Origin of the sequence: Colwellia maritima, assembly GCF_022669015.1 — a bacterium.
Taxonomy (GTDB): domain Bacteria; phylum Pseudomonadota; class Gammaproteobacteria; order Enterobacterales; family Alteromonadaceae; genus Colwellia; species Colwellia maritima.
On the sequence record NZ_JAKKSL010000002.1, the window covers coordinates 394,135 to 411,370 of the forward strand.

Genomic DNA, 17,236 nt, shown 5'->3' on the forward strand with positions numbered 1-17,236 from the left:
TCCTTTTATCCTTTAGGAAACCTAATCAATAAAGTAATTCATAATCATGAGCCCAATTATCTACCCAACGACCAACTTAAAAAAACCAAGTGACCTAGTTATAGAAAGAGGCGATGGTATTTATATTTTTGATAATAAAGGTAAAAAATATTTAGAAGGCATGGCCGGTTTATGGTGTGCTTCATTGGGGTATAACAATCAAGAAATAATTGATGCAGCAAATGCACAAATGAGTAAATTATCTTTTTCACATATGTTTGGCGGTAAAACGCATCAAGTTGGTATTGATTTGGCGGAAAAATTGTCATCAATGGTACCAATGAAAAATGCAAAGGTATTTTTTGGTAATTCAGGAAGTGATGCTAATGATACGCATATTAAAATATTACGATATTACTTTAATGCTATTGGTAAACCACAGAAATATAAAATAATTGCCAGAGAACGTTCTTATCATGGTGTTACAATTGCCTCAGCATCGTTAACGGGGCTCCCTGTAAATCATACTCATTTTGATTTACCTTTTGATGCGTTAGGTGTTTTACGAACAGATGCACCGCATTATTACCGTGGCGCTCAACCACAGGAATCTGAAACTGAATTTGTTAACCGAATTACTAATAATTTAGAACAACTTATTATTAAAGAAGGCCCTGAAACTATTGCTGCTTTTATTGTTGAGCCTATAACGGGGGCTAGTGGCGTTATTGTCCCTCCGCAAGGTTATTATGAAAAAGTGCAAGCTATCTTGGCAAAATACGATATTTTGTTTTGGGCTGATGAGGTGATCACAGGATTTGGCAGAACTGGAAATGATTTTGGTAGTACTACTATGGGGATCAAAACTCCTGATTTAATGACATTAGCAAAACAGCTATCGTCAGCATATTTCCCTATAAGCGCATCATTGGTTAGCGACGACATTTATCAAGCGTTAGTTGAACCGAGTAATAAGGTTGGTGTTTTTGGACATGGATTTACCTATACCGGACACCCAGTGGGGTGTGCGGTAGCATTAAAAACGTTAGAAATATATCAACGAGATAATATTTTTGATCATGCTGCTGATGTTGGCGAATATATGCAAACTAAATTATTAACCTTAAAAGATCATCCGTTAATTGGTGAAATTAGAGGAAAGGGCATGATTGCTGCGGTTGAGCTTGTGGCCGATAAAAAAACAGGTTTAGCATTCTCTCATGGCGAAGTGGGGAATTTTGCCATGAAGTCTTGTCAACAACTCGGCATGATCACTCGTGCAATAGCCGGATCCTCTTTAGCTTTTTGTCCACCTTTAATCATCACAAAACCGGAAATTGATGAAATGATATTTATTTTGCAACAAGCGTTAGATGAAACCTTTATTTTTGCTTCAAAAAATAAATATATTGTTTAAGCTGTGTTGTTAGTTACAGTTAGACTAGTTACCAAAATGTTCGAATAATCGCTTTGTCATAACGATATTCAAACCACCTCAAGATGCAAGAAACGAGCATCTTGAGGTGGTGTGGTATATAAACGTTTTATTTTTGAGCTTAGCTCAAGAGTATGACTTGCCACCCATCCCCAAGATTTAATCAGATTTTAATCCTATTCTTTCATACGGTTGCCAAGTTCATTGCGCCCCGTTTATTCATTACAGATTAGAAATATTACCTTTTGTATTTAAAATGTATTTTTATATTGTTATAAACGGTGTTTTAACGACGGTTTTTGTGTTTTAAAGCGTTTATATAAGTATCTAATAAAATAATACAGTGTAGTTTTAAATATAAAAACACACAAAATGATTGACGGAAGTTATTTTTGATGATTAAATCATAATTCGATTGAAGCTGACTCAATGGTATGACTTAGTTTTTTAGTACTTATTGGGTGCGCACAAACGTTAAAAATGTGCAATAGCAATAAATAATTTTAGTTGGGACTTTGAAATGATTAATAAGCACTTTGTCTTATTGAATGATGCAGATAATGTTTTTGTTTGCTGTAAGCAGTTACTTGCCGGTGAATCAACAAACTTAGAAGGTGTTGATGTGACTATGACTGCTGATATAACCGTTGGTCATAAAATTGCCAGAAAAGCGATAGTAAAAGGCGAAAAAATTATTAAGTATGGCGTGTCTATTGGATCTGCAGTTCAAGATATTACGTTTGGTGAGCATATTCATATGCACAATATGAAAAGTGATTATATAGCTAGCCATACCAGACAAAGCAAAGTAGGGGAAGAATAGTGAAAGGTTATTTAAGATCTGATGGACGCAAAGGCATACGTAATGTTGTTTTAGTAACCTATTTAGTTGAATGTGCACATCATGTTGCTAGAGCTATTGTGAGTGTCTCAAATAATAGTGACGTGCAGTTGATTGGTTTTCCCGGCTGTTATCCAAATGAATACTCTTTAAAAATAATGGAAGGGCTTTGTACTCATCCTAATGTATTTGGTGTGCTTATTGTTTCGTTGGGCTGTGAAGGATTTAACCGTGAACAACTAGCCAATGCTATTGAGGCAAGTGGTAGAAAAGTTGACACCTTAGTTATTCAAAAATCAGGTGGTACTAAAAAAACAATCGACGCGGGCATTGAAAGTGTTCGTGAACTGTTGGTTTCAGCTGAGTCTACTGAAATAGTGCCAATGGATATGAGTGAATTGGTGGTAGGTACTATATGTGGTGGCTCAGATGGTACCGGTATTGGCGCCAACCCAACCGGTAGGTCATTGTTTTGATAAACTTATTAAAGATGATGCTATTTGTATTTTTGAAGAAACAGGTGAGCTAATTGGCTGTGAACAAATTATGGCAGAGCGTGCTATCACACCAGAGCTTGGCGAAGAAATAATGAAATCGGTTGAAAAAGCCGAACAATATTACACCAAAATGGGTTACGGCAGCTTTGCTCCCGGTAACGCTGAAGGCGGTTTGTCTACCCAAGAAGAGAAATCTATGGGAGCTTACGCGAAATCTGGAAGTTCTAAAATACATGGGTTAATCAAGCCAGGTGATATTCCAAGACAAGGTGGATTATATTTGATGGATGTTGTTCCAGATGGCGATCCTATGTTTGGTTTCCCCAATATTGTTGATAGTGCAGAAATTGTTGAAATGATAGCTTCAGGCTCTCATTTAATTCTGTTTACTACTGGCCGAGGTTCAGTCGTTGGCTCTGCCATATCACCGGTAATAAAAGTATGTGCAAATCCAGAAACCTATGAGAACTTATCAGACGATATGGACATTAATGCCGGTAAAGTTATTAATGGCGAAGCAACAGTACAACAAGTGGGTGATGAAATATATAAACTGGTAGTAAAAGTAGCGCAAGGTCAGCAGTCTAAATCAGAAGTCTTAGGCCATCAAGAGTTTGTATTAACCTATAAAAAGTTTGAAGCTATTGGTCCTTCATGTTTACCCACAGTTAGGTAGTTGAGTAATTAACGATGTTTAAAAAAAGACAAATAGGCAAAACCAGTTTACAAGTTACCGAGTTAGGTTTTGGGGCTGCTACTTTGGGTAACCTTTATCATCCAATGCTTGATAGTGCGGCTGATGAAAGTATTAACAAAGCAATGGAATTAGGACTTAATCAATTTGATACCGCACCTTATTATGGTTTTGGCTTAAGTGAGCGCCGTGTAGGTAATGCTTTAAGAAATTATGATAGTAAAGATTACGTTTTATCAACAAAGGTGGGGCGAATTCTAGAGCCTTGTGCCAAAGCCGAAGATAAATACGGTTTTTGCTCACCCATGCCATTTGAGCCTAAGTATGATTATTCTTATGATGGCATTATGCGCTCTTTTGAACACAGTATTCAGCGTTTAGGTCTATCAAAAATTGATATTTTGTATATGCACGACATTGGCCGAGCAACGCATGGAGATGATCATGAACGTTTATTCAAAATAGCCATGGAAGGTGGTTATAAAGCCATGGACGAGCTACGTTCACAAGGCTTAGTCTCTGCTATTGGTTTAGGCGTTAATGAATATGAAGTGTGTGAACAAGCTATGGATCATGGCTACTTTGACTGCTTCTTACTAGCCGGTCGCTATACGTTATTAGAGCAAAAATCTTTAGAGAGCTTTTTACCAAGGTGTATTAAAGAAAACAGTTCTATCATCCTTGGTGGCCCTTATAATTCAGGAATTTTAGCTACAGGTGTTCGTAAAAAAGGTGTTGTTCCACATTATAATTATGAGCCTGCGAGTGAAAGTATTATTAAAACTGTGGCAAGAATTGAAGATATTTGCCAAGAGTTTAATGTGCCATTAGCCTCAGCTGCACTGCAGTTTCCGTTAGCACATCCGGCTGTTGTCAGTGTTATTCCAGGGTTAAGTTCAGCGAGCCGTGTTGAAACAACCGTAGCGCAAATGCAAATAAATATTCCTACCGAGTTCTGGCTTGCCTTACAAAATGCAGGTTTATTATATCCAGATGTTCCTGTACCAAAAGGAGCTGCGGAGTAGTTTATGAAGCGCATTGATTCTCACCAACATTTTTGGCAATTATCTCGTGGTGACTATACCTGGCTCACCAAAGATTTAGGTGTTTTATTCCGTGATTATATGCCTACAGATCTAAAGCGTGAGCTTTCACACGCCAATGTCAGTGATACCATTTTAGTGCAAGCTGCGGAGACGTTGGCTGAAACTGATTTTATGTTTCGTCAAGCATATACCCAAAGTTTTGTTTCAGGTGTTGTTGGTTGGGTAGATATGGAAGGCCCTGAAGTATTGGAGCAGTTAACTTGGTTTATGGAGAACCCTTATTTTAAAGGGATCAGGCCAATGATCCAAGAGATAGATGATGTTAACTGGATGCTTAAATCTGAGTTAACGCCAGTATTTGCCTTTTTAGAAGATAATGAGTTGAGTTTCGATGCCTTAGTACTACCAATGCATTTAGAAAACTTACAAAAACTATTAATACGCCACCCTAAATTGCATGTTGTTATTGATCATGGTGGTAAACCACAAATAGCGGAAGCGTTAGGTTTTGATATTGCTAACTCGATAAACCGACAGTGGGCAGAAGATATTGCACAGCTAGCTAAAAACAAGAATGTTTTTTGTAAATTATCTGGTTTAGTCACCGAGGCAGGTGATAAGGCAAGCTATGCTGATATTGAGCCTTATATGACGCATCTATTGAATTGTTTTGGTGCGAATAAATTGATGTGGGGCAGCGATTGGCCAGTAGTCAATCTAACAAGTGACTATTCATCGTGGTTTGATATTGCTGCCAAGTTTATTGCAAAACAGCCTAAACAAGATCAAGAAAATATTTGGTCGGGTGCTGCGAAAAATTTTTACCGACTATAGCAAAGCGTAATAATTTTTCAGTTGACGCTTTGAAGTATTTATCGACACATAAATTCTGAAGCATGAATTTTGAAGTATAAATTTTAAAATATGAATAGAAAACATTTTCTTAAAGGAAAAAAATGAATCAAAGATTTAATAATAAAGTAGTAGTTATCACAGGTGGTGGTAGCGGTATAGGCCAAACAGCAGCAGTAAGATTTGGTAGTGAAGGCGCACACGTTGCGATTTTAGACCTTGATATGGTCGGTGCACAAGCAACTCAAATGCTAATTGAAGCAGCAGGTGGAAATGCCTCGGTTTATGAATGTAACGTGGGCAATGCAGAACAAGTAAATAACGTTGTTGCTAGCATTCTCAAAGAAAGAAAAATTGATATATTAATCAACAATGCGGGTATCGCACATATTGGTAATATAGAAGCAACATCAGAAACTGATTTAGACAGAATTTATCAAGTGAATGTAAAAGGCTGTTACAACATGATGAAAGCCGTTATACCTTCGATGAAAGAATACCAATCAGGTGTTGTATTAAACCTTGCATCGGTTGCTTCTTCTGTTGGTATTGAAGATAGGTTCGCTTATTCAATGAGTAAAGGCGCAGTGTTAACCATGACGTATTCTGTTGCTAAAGATTACATTAAAGACGGTATTCGTTGTAACTGTATTGCTCCTGGTCGAGTACATACACCCTTTGTTGATAACTTTTTAGAAAAAAATTATCCCGATGATAAAGAAGAGATGTTTGAAAAATTATCAAAATCTCAACCGATAGGGCGCATGGGTAAAGTGGATGAAATTGCAGGGTTAATTGTTTACTTATGTTCGGATGAAGCTGCCTTTATCACGGGCAGTAACTTTCCAATTGATGGTGGTTTTGTCACGTTAAATAACTAAAGTAAAACATCAATACCGATTAATTAAATAATTATAAAAAGGTCGACTAATGAATAAGCCATATGCAACAGTATGTGATAGTGAAACGCTCCACAATGGTAATGTGTCTACTTCTGAAGAAGTGGTACCTAAAGCTTATCTCGTTTCATTCATTTTAATAACGTTATGCTTTCCATTATGGGGCTTTGCCAATGATATCACTAATCCGTTAGTGAAAGCCTTTTCAAAAGTATTACAAATGTCTACGGCAGAAGGTACTTGGGTACAAGTTGCATTTTATGGTGGTTATGGTGCTATGGCTATTCCTGCTGCTTTATTTATAAAGAAGTTTTCTTATAAAGCGGGTCTTATGATGGGGTTAGCTTTTTATGCTTTAGGGGCTTTTTTGTTTATTCCGGCTGCTGAAACACAAACGTTTATACCATTCTTATTTGCCTTTTTTGTGATGACTTGCGGTTTATCATTTTTAGAAACCAGTGCGAACCCTTACGTGCTTTCTATGGGGCCGGCTGGCCACAGCCACTCAACGATTAAACCTGGCACAAGCATTTAACCCCGTTGGCTCATTGCTAGGTATGTTTGTAGCGACACAATTTATTATTCAAAAGCTTAAAAACCAGTGACGAAGAACGAAGAGCGCTAGTTGCTGACGGTTCATCAACAGCATTGGATCAGCTGAGTGCTATTACAGCAAACGACTTGGAAGTGATCAGAAATCCTTATTTAGCCATTGGGGTTGTTGTATTGGTAATGTTGGCGGTTATCGCCTTTAAGAAAATGCCTCGTACAGAAGAAAAATCTGAAAGTTTAGATATTAGTGGTACCTTTAAGCGCTTATTAGCTAATCGAAACTATCGTGAAGGAGTTATCGCACAAATGTTTTATGTGGGTGCACAAATTATGTGTTGGACCTTCATCATTCATTACGGTACGGAAGTATTTGTTAAATTAGGTTTAACAGAGCAAGCGGCAGAAGCTAGGTCTCAAATGTTGAATATTTACGCCATGATTATCTTTTGTTTGAGCCGATTTGTTTGTACTTTTTTACTCAAATATATTAACTCTGGTAAATTATTAATGTTACTTGCTGCAGGTGGCATGCTATTTACTATAGCAACTATTTTTCTTAATGGTGTAGCGGGTGTTTATGCGTTAGTGGGTATTTCAGCATGTATGTCATTAATGTTTCCAACCATTTACGGTATTGCCTTAACAGGTACGGGAGATGATGCAAAATTAGGTGCTGCAGGTTTAATCATGGCTATTGTTGGTGGTACTTTTTTACCTATGGCTCAGGCCAGTATTATTGATATGAAAGTAGTTTTTGATGGTTTTTCAGCGACGAAAGCCTCATTTTTTTTACCGTTATTATGTTTTGTAGTGATTGCTATATACGGTAAACGTTCACAAAAACATTTACCAAAGTAAGGAAAAAATGTGGCTACTCGACATTGTTTAGCGTTAGATTTAAAAGATAATCCCGCGTTAATCGAAAAATATAAACAATATCATCAAGTCGGCAATGTATGGCCCGAGATTATTGACAGTATCAAAGCCTCTGGTATTGAGCAGGCAGAGATTTACTTGGTAGGTAATCGATTATTTATGATACTTGAAGTGAGTGATGATTTTTCTTTTGAAGCAAAACAAGCAGCTGATTTAAGTAACCCTAAGGTTGTTGAGTGGGAAACATTAATGTGGACATTTCAACAACAACTGCCTTTCGCTACGAGTGAAGAAAAGTGGTTGTTGATGGATAAAATTTTTACGCTCTAGTGGTTAGCCTGTAACTATTCGAGTATTTTTGTTGTAAATAGGATTGAATAAAATGAAATTAATGCGTGTTGGAGCATTTGGATTTGAAAAACCAAAGCAATACTAGATAACGATGGTGTGATCAGAGATTTGTCTGCTCATGTAGATGATATTAACGGTGACTTTTTTGCTGACAATTCAGTTAACAAAATTGCAGCATTAGACTTAAGTACTTTGCCTGCAGTGGACAAGAATGTTCGTGTTGGCCCAGTTGTATCTAAAGTTGGTAAGTTTATTTGTGTCGGCTTGAACTATGCAGATCACGCGGCTGAATCAGGTATGAAGGTACCTTCAGAGCCAGTATTATTCATGAAAGCAACGTCTTCCATTGTTGGGCCTAATGATACCGTGGTAATGCCGCCAAAATCAGAAAAATCTGACTGGGAAGTTGAGTTAGGTGTGGTTATTGGTAAAGAAGCTAAATATATATCAGAAGACGCAGCCTTGGATTATGTTGCGGGTTATTGTGTTATTAATGATTTATCTGAAAGAGAATTTCAAATAGAAAAAGAAGGCCAATGGTGTAAGGGGAAAGGCTGCGATACCTTTGGTCCTATTGGTCCATATTTAGTAACCACTGATGAAGTGGCAGACTCAAATGAATTAGATATTTGGTTAGAACTCAATGGTGAACGTGTGCAAGATGGCAATACTCGTACTATGGTGTATAAAGTGCCATTTCTTGTGTCTTACATCAGCCAATTTATGAGCTTGCAACCGGGTGATATTATTAGTACAGGTACACCTCCAGGTGTAGGTTTAGGTTTTACACCACCTAAATATTTAAAAGAAGGTGATGTAATGCGTCTAGGTATTTCAGGCCTTGGTATACAGCAACAAACGGTTGAACGTTATAAGCTTTAATCAAAATACCAAGGTAGTGCTGAATAAAAATCCACTGTATTTTATAGTGGATTTTTATGTTGGTGTCCTTAATTATAGATTGTATTACAAACGTTAAATGTATAAGAAGAGAATAGCTGTTTATTAATATATAAATATACTTTTTATAACCTAATCCTTATTAAACTAGTTTTGTTGGAAGAATAGTTAATATAAGGGGGATGAACTGCACAACCAAAGAATACTTAACTTTCTAAACCGTGAACACAGCGAAGTAAAGTAATTTCAGCCGTTTGTAAATGGCGCTCTAAACTCATAATAGCACCTGCATTGTTATGGGTGATTAAATTATTTAATAAATCTATATGCTCATTGATAGCAATAGTAAAACGTTCAAGCTCTCCTGTTTTATCCCATTGGTAATGATAGTGACAAACAAAAGAAACAATATCAAAAAATTGTTGAGTAAACCTATTTTTAGCACTTTGTAAAATAATATAATGCAATGCTCTATCTAAGTCAGGAAATTCCAAATAACGATTTTCCATATCATCACTAACTTCTTGGTGTTTAATTAGTAACGTTTGTAGTTCTTGCCAAACGGCATGTTCTTTTGGAAATTTTAATAGTTCAGTGATGGCGCGCATTTCAACCATTTCTCTAAATGACACTAATTCACGGGCGAATTCTTCATCAAATTTTACCATTTTCCAACGACCACGAGGGATTTTCTCAATTAAGCCATTGTTAGAGAATTTAATGAGAAATTCACGTACTGTAATGGTGGTGCAGCCTGAATTCTTAGCTAAGCTAAGCTCTGAAAACCTATCACCAGGTAAAAGTTGGCCAGTATTAATCAAGTTTAAAAAGTACTTTTCAATTTGTACATCTTTGGTTGAAACTTTATCTTTAATATCAAAAAATTCAGTTGGTTCTGGTGGCGTAATACTACTTTGTTAGAACCATCTCGTTTAACAATACCCTGTTCAATTAAGTACTCAACGCAAGAGCGTACTGTTGTGCGACTAATACTTAACAGTTTTGTTAACTCAATATCGTTAGCCATAATATGCTGATCTTCAGGAAGATCAATAATAAGCTGAAGCATACGGTTGATCGATTGTTTAAATAGATAAGTTTTTTTACTCACACCAAGTTCCTTTAGAGCGATAAATCGATTAGTGAATCATTAAAGCGGTTTTTATACTCAATTTTACAGATGTTTATATGAAATTGTACAGTTTTTAATTTTAATGTCTGTGTTTTTAAATGGCTATATATATTTATAACAAAAAAAACTGAGAATAAATAGTTAATTTTATACAGTAAAAATAGATTATAAGTAGTATGAAGCAGCCATCCCTGAATTAAGCTGATATTCTTGACAAACAAAATACACATGATTATATTATATGTAATAATACATATGATCGATTCATATATCTGTTGTGATCTATAAATAATATGAAAACGAAACTATTATTATCGTATTTGCTGCTGTTCTTAGTTTAGGGAGTAAGTTCATTTGACTTAGAACAAGATCCGTTTGAACTTTTCAATATTATTACAGTGCTAATTGAATAAAGATGTTGTTAAAAGTTAAGTACGCGCAAAATATGCTTAACTGGTAAAAGAATACCGTGGTAATAAACTATTGAATACCTATATTAATCAACAAATAACAACTTACTCTTTGAGTAAAATGGGAAGATTTATGAATAATTTAAAGTTGGTGGTGCAAAAGAGCGTTAGAGCTTTTAGCCTGCTATTAATTTGTGCTTTCGGTGCTACTGGTTGTGATTCGACTGAACATGCACAGCAGCCCAAAGTAACCTCAGTAGAAACACCTGTAAAGCAAGTAAAGCGTCCAAATATTGTTTTACTGATGACCGATGATCAAGGTTATGGGGATTTCAGCATGAATAACAATCCACTGGTTGAAACCCCTAAGATTGAGAAACTAGCTTCGCAAAGTCAACGCTTTACTAATTTTCATGTTGATCCGACTTGTTCGCCAAGTCGTGCTGCTATTATGAGTGGTAAATATTCATTACGAGCCGGCGTATGGCATACAGTTATGGGCAGACACATGCTGTCTGATAAGCATCGTATTTTGCCTGAAATATTAAAAGAGGCAGGTTATAACACCGCTATGTTTGGTAAATGGCATTTAGGTGAAAATTATCCATTTAGACCACAAGATCAGGGCTTTAATCATGCACTTATTCATGGTGGCGGTGGTGTTGGTCAATCTCCAGATTATTGGGGTAATGATCAATTTGACGACACGTACTTCTTAAATGGTGAAGAAAAGAAATACACAGGTTACGCGACTGACATATGGTTTAGTGAGGCAATAAAGTTTATTCAAAAACAAACAAACGAAGATTCACCATTTTTCATTTATTTATCTCTTAATGGGCCGCATATTCCTTGGCGTGCACCGAAATATGTTGAGCCTTATACCGCTTTAGGCTTACCTGATGATATGGCTAAGTTTTACGGTATGATTGCAAATATAGATGAAAATGTCGGGCGACTTCGTTCTACTTTACATGATGAAAAAATTGAAGAGGATACTATTTTTATTTTTATGACAGATAACGGTTCATCAATGGCGGCTAAAAGTAATGGTGAACCATTAAATTGGCTGTCAGATGATGTAAAATTAGCTGTTGAAGAAAAAATAGGTAAAAAAATTACTACGTTGAACAGCTATATGCGTGGCGGTAAAACTTCAGCATATGATGGTGGCCATAGAGTGCCATTTTTCATTCACTGGCCAAATGGACATTTAGGCGAACCAAGTGATATTGACGATTTAGCTTCCCATTTTGATATTTTACCAACGTTATTAGATTTAGTGGAAATTGAAGTTGATGATCTTGATACAGATGGTATTTCATTGGCTCCAGTATTGAAAAATATCAGTAGCCTTACTGATAGAACATTAGTGGTAACCAACCAAAGAGTGTTGAACCCAGATCCTCAACGTCCCTATTCAGTGATGCAAGGTAACTGGCGCTATGTTCATGCAGAGCAAACTGGCGGTGTTGAGTTATTTGATATCACCAATGATCCAGGTCAAATTAATGATATTAGCGCGAAATATCCAGAGAAAGCGGCCGAGCTAGCAAAAGCTTATGAGCAATGGTGGGAATACACTACAGGTAAAGGTACACCAACTACACGACCTATTATTGGTAGTAAATATGAAAATCCATCACGTTTAACGGGTATGGATTGGTTATCACCTAATACCGACCAAGTACCATGGTGGCCAGGATTTGGTGATGATAAATGGGGTAAAGGCCATGGTTGGGTTGGCAATGAAGAAAAATTCATGGTGTCGCCTTGGGCTTTAAAAGTTGCAGAAACAGGCACTTATAATATGACGCTTTATTTGCATGATATTCCGCCGAATGCAGTAATCCCTAGAAAGTTTGCTCATATTCAATTAAATGGTGATGTTAAAACAATGCCTGTACCTACGGGATCTAGTTCAGTGACCTTTACTGTTGCATTAATGGAAGGTGACATAGATATTAGAGCTTGGTTTGATGAACAAACAGATGATAGTGGCTTAAATACTGGCTTACCAAGCCTTTTTATATGTATGTTGATAAACAGAATCAGTAGAAGTATTAGAAGTAAATAGAGATTTAAATGAATAACTATCCTGATGAACTTGCTTTAGGATATTGGGTTTAATGTTTTGGTACAAGGTATTGTATAGTTGAAATACATAATAATATTATTTCAACTAATACTTTTGCTGAAGAGTTTTATAGTTACTTAATAGTTTTCTTAATTCAAGGAAACTATTTTAGGAATGATATTGACTAATTGATACAATACTGCCAACTGATCCTATTGTTTTGCTAAAGTAAAAAATTAAGTGCGATTTTCGGTAGATTTTGCAAGCCAATATTTCAATAACATTTCTTCGTCAGGCGATAAACCTCGATCAAGCTTCGCTAACTACAGGGAACCTTCTTCTTTCATTTTATTTATATCGGGTAGCTTTAATATTATGCGTCATCATTACTTGCTCCTAGCCTTGAATTCTGACGTAATAGAAATTGCTTCACGTTGTTTTTCATCGAGTTTTTTATCCAAAAAGTCATTGCACTTCCGCATTCCATTAACCGTATGATTTTCCACAGTGAATTGGCTTAAATTGAGCTCTTTAGCTATTTCTTTTTGTGTGAAACCATAAATTTTACGCATAACAAATACTTTTCTACATTGTATGGGTAAGTGTCTTACAACCTCACAAAACCGGCCAAATTCATCATTAGTTAACATTTGCTGAAAAGTTTCATCTGTATCACTAATTTCATAGTCACTTTCATCAACAGCGTTGTCTGACAATTTAACTTCTGATTTTTTATTAAAATCATGTGCTAAATTTCTAGCTATTTTATATATAAATGCTTTTGGGTATTTTATCAGTTTGTTATCAGAGCTTATCTGAAATGTTTTCACGTAGGCATCTTGTGCTATATCTTCAACTTCAGCAGAAGGCGCAATTTTACCTATTAATTGTAACAATGCGTTTTATAAAATAGCAGTGTTTTATAAAGTGACTTTTCAACATTGTTCGAAGTTTCTGCTTTATTTAAAAATACCATAGACCACCTCAATTATCTTAGAAATTATTAAGTTCAGAGTTAGGAAATAATTCAACTACTAACATCAGTTAAAGGAAATATCAGATTGTTAGTGCTTTTAATGAAAAAACTAGAGACTATTGCGTTTTTTTTTTATATACTACCAAAACAAGGTGTAGTTTTATAGGTAAAATAACACTTTGATTTGTTTTTAAGGTTTTGAGTAATTTTATAATAGGTTGAATTTAATAGGTTTTAATTTTTTGTTTTTTGTTTTTAAAATTATTTAGTGATTTATTATGTTTAATCGTCTGGTAAATGCATCAAGTGTATTTTGATGTATACAAAGATCATGAAGATCTTTCTTTTTATTAGTGTCACTGTATTTACAGTATTTTGTTGTCATGCTTTTTCTCAGATCGAAGCAGAAAAGTTACTTCGTTTTGAAGATGTAAAAGACCAGGCAACTAATCGTGTTGTTGGCTCATATACAATAGATAAAGCGTCAAATAACCTTGTGGAAAACAGTGAAATAAAAGCAACAATAAATAAGAAAGGTTAAATGGTCATCAATACAAACTTAGATGAAAATTTGGGGAATAAAATGATTAAAAAATCAATACTTACGAGTGCAATAATTACAGCACTTACTGGCATTACTGCACTACCCGTTATGGCAGAAACAGAAGCAAAAGCCAATCAAAAGGATGTTGAGGTTATTGAAGTAAAAGGAATACGAAATAGTATTCTTAAAGCTCAGCACCTAAAAAGAAATGCTGACTCTGTTATTGATGCAATTTCGGCCGATGATTTAGGTAAATTTTCTGATGCCGCTATTTCAGATGCCATGCAGCGAATCCCTGGTGTGCAAATTGAACGTAATGATGGAGGGCAGGAAGGTGATCGTGCTTCTATTCGAGGGTTGGGACCAACGTATGTTTCTACAACCGTATCAGGTCGCACTGTATTATCTTCTGGTACTGAAGGTTTATCAAATTTACGTGCTTTTAATTTAGAAGTTATCCCAACAGATGTTATTACCAGTGTCATTGTTAAGAAAACGCCAACTGCATCTGATCCTGAATCTGGCCTTGCCGGCAGTGTAGAGTTACAAACCCGTAAACCTTTAGATAATGCACAGTTCCGTGATGGCAGTAATACCTTTGGATCACTTACTATACAAGGAGATAAAGGTAGTATCGGTGATGAACAAGGCACACGTTTTAGTGGCATCTTTGGTCAACGGTCTGAAGATGGTAAATTAGGTTATTATGTTTCATATTTAAATTCAGAATCTCATCCGGGCCGTGACCAACTTTTTCCACAAGTGAGCCAACGAGATTTAAAACTTGATACCACAGGTGATGGCCAAGCTGACACTGTTGCAGAAGATGTTTACACAATACATAAAATTGATTTAGAGCCTATTCGTGAAGACCGTTCACGTGAGTCTTTTGCCGCCGCAGTGCAATGGCAAGCTTCTGATGATCTAGAAATCACCGCCGATGTTGTATTTACCTCTTTTGATAATACTTCGATTCGTAATCGTGTAGCGCCAGTATTTAGTTCGGCTTTTGATAATGGTGTGCTAGATGCGAGTAAAATTACTATTGATGATAACAATACATTACAGGCAATTGAAAAAGGTGCATTTCTTGGGGATCAAGAAATAACCACGCAATTTATTCCATTTCTTTACGCTAATAAAACTGAATCAACAGTAGCAGGCATTAATTTTGCCTATATTATCAATTCAGATCTTACGATGAGTGCTGATTTTCACTATTCGGGCGTTGATTATGAACAAGACTTAGATTTACCTATATTATTACAAGATATTCCTGCAAGTCAGGTCAGCTTTAACAACAGCAATGGTTTATATAGTGTTGATTTAGGTAATGTGCCACTTGATCAGTATCGCTTATCACAGGATACAGGCTTGACTCGAGATATTTTCTTGGATGGAGAGCAATTTGGTGCAAGGTTTGATTTTGTGCAAACACTAGACAATGGATGGTTAGAATCAATTGATTTTGGTTTTCGTTGGACAAGTGAAGAAGTAGACTCTGTACGTACTAATATGAAAAGTCAAACAACAGGGTTTACGGATGAAGAGTTAGCAGATATTTCAATTGCAGCTATAGATCAAACGGGAACTTCGTCGTATAACTTCTATCCAGATGATAATGTTTTTTCTCAGTTTCCCATTGGCGATTTAAACGCTTTATATAGTGCAATTCCAAATTTAGGTAATCGTATTGATTTAGGCGTTGATCCAAACCGCATCCTTTTCATATCAGGAAGATGTGTTTGCTATTTATGCGGAAGGTAATGTAGTAGGGGAAATTAGCGAAATGGATTACAGCGCTAACTTTGGTGTACGTGCCGTATATGTTGATTTTTCTGGTGATGGTGCTCGTGTTGACACAGATGGCAGTATACAACCTACCTCTACTTCAAATGATTATATAGAATTACTTCCAAGTGCTAATTTTAATTTAGATATCAATGAAAATTTAGTATGGCGTTTAGCTGCAGCTAAGGTAATGTCTCGTCCTAACCCCTCTGACTTGGTACCACGTGAAGCGGCTAACTTGACCCTAGTGGTGTGGGTGATATTCCGACAGGGCAGCGCGGTAATGCAGATTTAAAACCAACAATTTCATATATTTTTGATACAACGCTTTCTTATTATAACGATATTGAAGGGGCTTATGTTGCCGCCTTTTTCTATAAAGATGTGAATGATTTTATTTTTCCTGTTACAACTCAAGAAACGTTACCTGGCTACGGGGATCAGATCTATGATGTACGTAAACCAGAAAACTATTCTGACGGTGATGTGCTAGGCTTTGAGCTTGGTTTTAACCAACCATTCTTATTCCTTCCTGCGCCATTTGATGGTTTGGGCTTGCAGGCCAATTATACCTACTCAGATAGCAGCTTTGATGAAGATGTTGGTGACAGCGGTTATGGATTTCCTGGCTCATCTAAAAATAACTTTAATTCTATTTTATATTTTGAGAAAGGTGATTTTGGTGTTCGCTTAAGCTATATATATCGCGATGCCTATTTCCGTAATTTACCAGGCCAAGGGGCTCAAGCGAAAAATGCAACACCATTATGGAGTGGTGATGATGAGCGTATTAACATTAACGCAAGTTATAATATTAACGAACACTTTAGTGTGTTTGTTGATATAAATAATCTTACTGAAGAAGGGCGCCGTGATTTTTATTTAGAAGAATCAATTTTTAATGGCTCATTCAATCGTGAACGTACAGTAACTGTAGGTATTACGACTCGTCTGTAACATTGCTATAGCAGGTAAGGTAACTTACCTGCTAATTTTTATTTAGTGTAAATACTTGTGTTAACGTCACTCAATAAAGTACCAATTTCAGCCTCATTATAAAATATATTTTCCTTTCTTCTTCAGCTTATATTAATGACAAACCTAATATAAGTTCGAACTTTGATTTACTTAAATACAATAAAAGTATAGAGCAGCATTACTAAGAATGATCAAGTCATTTCATAGATAAGGCATTGTCCCTTTTGCGATAAATGTTTATAACAAGCAGGGTTAACGTTTTCACTAGCTTGTTTCATTTTCTTTATTGTTATAGCCTACGTCTTTCGTGGTTAAATGGAATTCAGTTTGCATCTGAAACTTGGTGGCAGATGGGTAAATTGACTGATATTGTGAATTGTTTTAACTGTGTATGAATGGCGATGAG

19 protein-coding genes are annotated in these 17,236 nt (G+C 36.0%); 16 read left to right on the forward strand and 3 right to left on the reverse strand.

What is annotated here, in order from left to right; translation table 11 throughout:
* Window positions 1-46: 46 nt before the first annotated feature.
* The 11 genes from L3081_RS11940 (at window position 47) to L3081_RS11985 (ending at window position 8,904) form a co-directional block, all read left to right on the forward strand.
* Window positions 47-1,396: an aminotransferase gene (locus L3081_RS11940; protein ID WP_242286380.1), complete on the forward strand. Its 1,350-nt coding sequence runs from the start codon at window positions 47-49 to the stop codon at window positions 1,394-1,396.
* Between the two features lie 538 nt (window positions 1,397-1,934).
* The gene (locus tag L3081_RS11945) at window positions 1,935-2,237 is read left to right on the forward strand and encodes a UxaA family hydrolase (protein WP_242286382.1); all 303 of its coding nucleotides are present in this window, start codon (window positions 1,935-1,937) and stop codon (window positions 2,235-2,237) included.
* Window positions 2,237-2,731, forward strand: a complete 495-nt coding sequence (locus tag L3081_RS26900; RefSeq protein ID WP_338027314.1) for a UxaA family hydrolase — start codon at window positions 2,237-2,239, stop codon at window positions 2,729-2,731. Before L3081_RS11945 ends, L3081_RS26900 begins: the two co-directional genes overlap by 1 nt.
* Window positions 2,697-3,428 carry a UxaA family hydrolase gene (locus L3081_RS26905; protein ID WP_274620509.1) on the forward strand — a complete coding sequence of 244 codons (732 nt, stop codon included), beginning with the start codon at window positions 2,697-2,699 and terminating at the stop codon, window positions 3,426-3,428. The genes L3081_RS26900 and L3081_RS26905 overlap by 35 nt, the downstream gene beginning before the upstream one ends.
* A gap of 14 nt (window positions 3,429-3,442) precedes the next feature.
* Complete coding sequence (locus L3081_RS11955; protein ID WP_242286384.1) at window positions 3,443-4,471, forward strand: aldo/keto reductase; 1,029 nt, start codon at window positions 3,443-3,445, stop codon at window positions 4,469-4,471.
* A gap of 3 nt (window positions 4,472-4,474) precedes the next feature.
* Window positions 4,475-5,326: an amidohydrolase family protein gene (locus L3081_RS11960; RefSeq protein WP_242286386.1), complete on the forward strand. Its 852-nt coding sequence runs from the start codon at window positions 4,475-4,477 to the stop codon at window positions 5,324-5,326.
* A gap of 122 nt (window positions 5,327-5,448) precedes the next feature.
* The gene (locus L3081_RS11965; protein WP_242286389.1) at window positions 5,449-6,225 is read left to right on the forward strand and encodes an SDR family NAD(P)-dependent oxidoreductase; all 777 of its coding nucleotides are present in this window, start codon (window positions 5,449-5,451) and stop codon (window positions 6,223-6,225) included.
* Window positions 6,226-6,274: 49 nt separating this feature from the next.
* Window positions 6,275-6,778 carry an MFS transporter gene (locus L3081_RS11970; protein ID WP_242286391.1) on the forward strand — a complete coding sequence of 168 codons (504 nt, stop codon included), beginning with the start codon at window positions 6,275-6,277 and terminating at the stop codon, window positions 6,776-6,778.
* Window positions 6,779-6,891: 113 nt separating this feature from the next.
* A complete protein-coding gene (gene fucP / locus L3081_RS11975) occupies window positions 6,892-7,653 on the forward strand; it encodes an L-fucose:H+ symporter permease (protein ID WP_242286393.1) in 762 nt (253 codons plus the stop codon).
* A gap of 9 nt (window positions 7,654-7,662) precedes the next feature.
* The gene (locus L3081_RS11980; protein ID WP_242286396.1) at window positions 7,663-8,001 is read left to right on the forward strand and encodes an L-rhamnose mutarotase; all 339 of its coding nucleotides are present in this window, start codon (window positions 7,663-7,665) and stop codon (window positions 7,999-8,001) included.
* Window positions 8,002-8,130: 129 nt separating this feature from the next.
* Entirely contained in the window at window positions 8,131-8,904 is a 774-nt protein-coding gene (locus L3081_RS11985; RefSeq protein WP_274620510.1) for a fumarylacetoacetate hydrolase family protein, read from the forward strand.
* 224 nt (window positions 8,905-9,128) lie between these two features.
* Here the strand turns inward: L3081_RS11985 and L3081_RS11990 are convergent, their stop codons facing one another.
* Window positions 9,129-9,743, reverse strand: coding sequence for a GntR family transcriptional regulator (locus L3081_RS11990; protein ID WP_242286398.1), 615 nt, complete (start codon window positions 9,741-9,743; stop codon window positions 9,129-9,131).
* A gap of 2 nt (window positions 9,744-9,745) precedes the next feature.
* Window positions 9,746-10,033, reverse strand: coding sequence for a GntR family transcriptional regulator (locus tag L3081_RS11995; RefSeq protein ID WP_242286399.1), 288 nt, complete (start codon window positions 10,031-10,033; stop codon window positions 9,746-9,748).
* A gap of 564 nt (window positions 10,034-10,597) precedes the next feature.
* Between L3081_RS11995 and L3081_RS12000 the strand changes: the two genes are divergently transcribed.
* The gene (locus L3081_RS12000) at window positions 10,598-12,541 is read left to right on the forward strand and encodes an arylsulfatase (RefSeq protein WP_242286401.1); all 1,944 of its coding nucleotides are present in this window, start codon (window positions 10,598-10,600) and stop codon (window positions 12,539-12,541) included.
* 386 nt (window positions 12,542-12,927) lie between these two features.
* On the opposite strand, the gene L3081_RS12005 is transcribed toward L3081_RS12000, so the two are convergent.
* Window positions 12,928-13,437 (reverse strand): RNA polymerase sigma factor, encoded by a 510-nt coding sequence (locus L3081_RS12005; protein WP_242286403.1) that lies wholly within the window; start codon window positions 13,435-13,437, stop codon window positions 12,928-12,930.
* A 411-nt stretch (window positions 13,438-13,848) separates the two neighbouring features.
* Here L3081_RS12005 and L3081_RS12010 point away from each other — a divergent pair, with 411 nt between their 5' ends.
* From L3081_RS12010 to L3081_RS26915, 4 genes are read left to right on the forward strand one after another with little or no spacing between them, the layout of a single operon-like run.
* A complete protein-coding gene (locus tag L3081_RS12010; RefSeq protein ID WP_242286405.1) occupies window positions 13,849-14,058 on the forward strand; it encodes a hypothetical protein in 210 nt (69 codons plus the stop codon).
* Complete coding sequence (locus L3081_RS12015; protein WP_242286407.1) at window positions 14,059-15,828, forward strand: TonB-dependent receptor plug domain-containing protein; 1,770 nt, start codon at window positions 14,059-14,061, stop codon at window positions 15,826-15,828.
* Entirely contained in the window at window positions 15,803-16,147 is a 345-nt protein-coding gene (locus L3081_RS26910) for a TonB-dependent receptor domain-containing protein (RefSeq protein ID WP_338027315.1), read from the forward strand. The genes L3081_RS12015 and L3081_RS26910 overlap by 26 nt, the downstream gene beginning before the upstream one ends.
* Window positions 16,105-16,809 (forward strand): TonB-dependent receptor domain-containing protein, encoded by a 705-nt coding sequence (locus L3081_RS26915; RefSeq protein ID WP_338027316.1) that lies wholly within the window; start codon window positions 16,105-16,107, stop codon window positions 16,807-16,809. Before L3081_RS26910 ends, L3081_RS26915 begins: the two co-directional genes overlap by 43 nt.
* The last annotated feature ends 427 nt before the right edge of the window (window positions 16,810-17,236 follow it).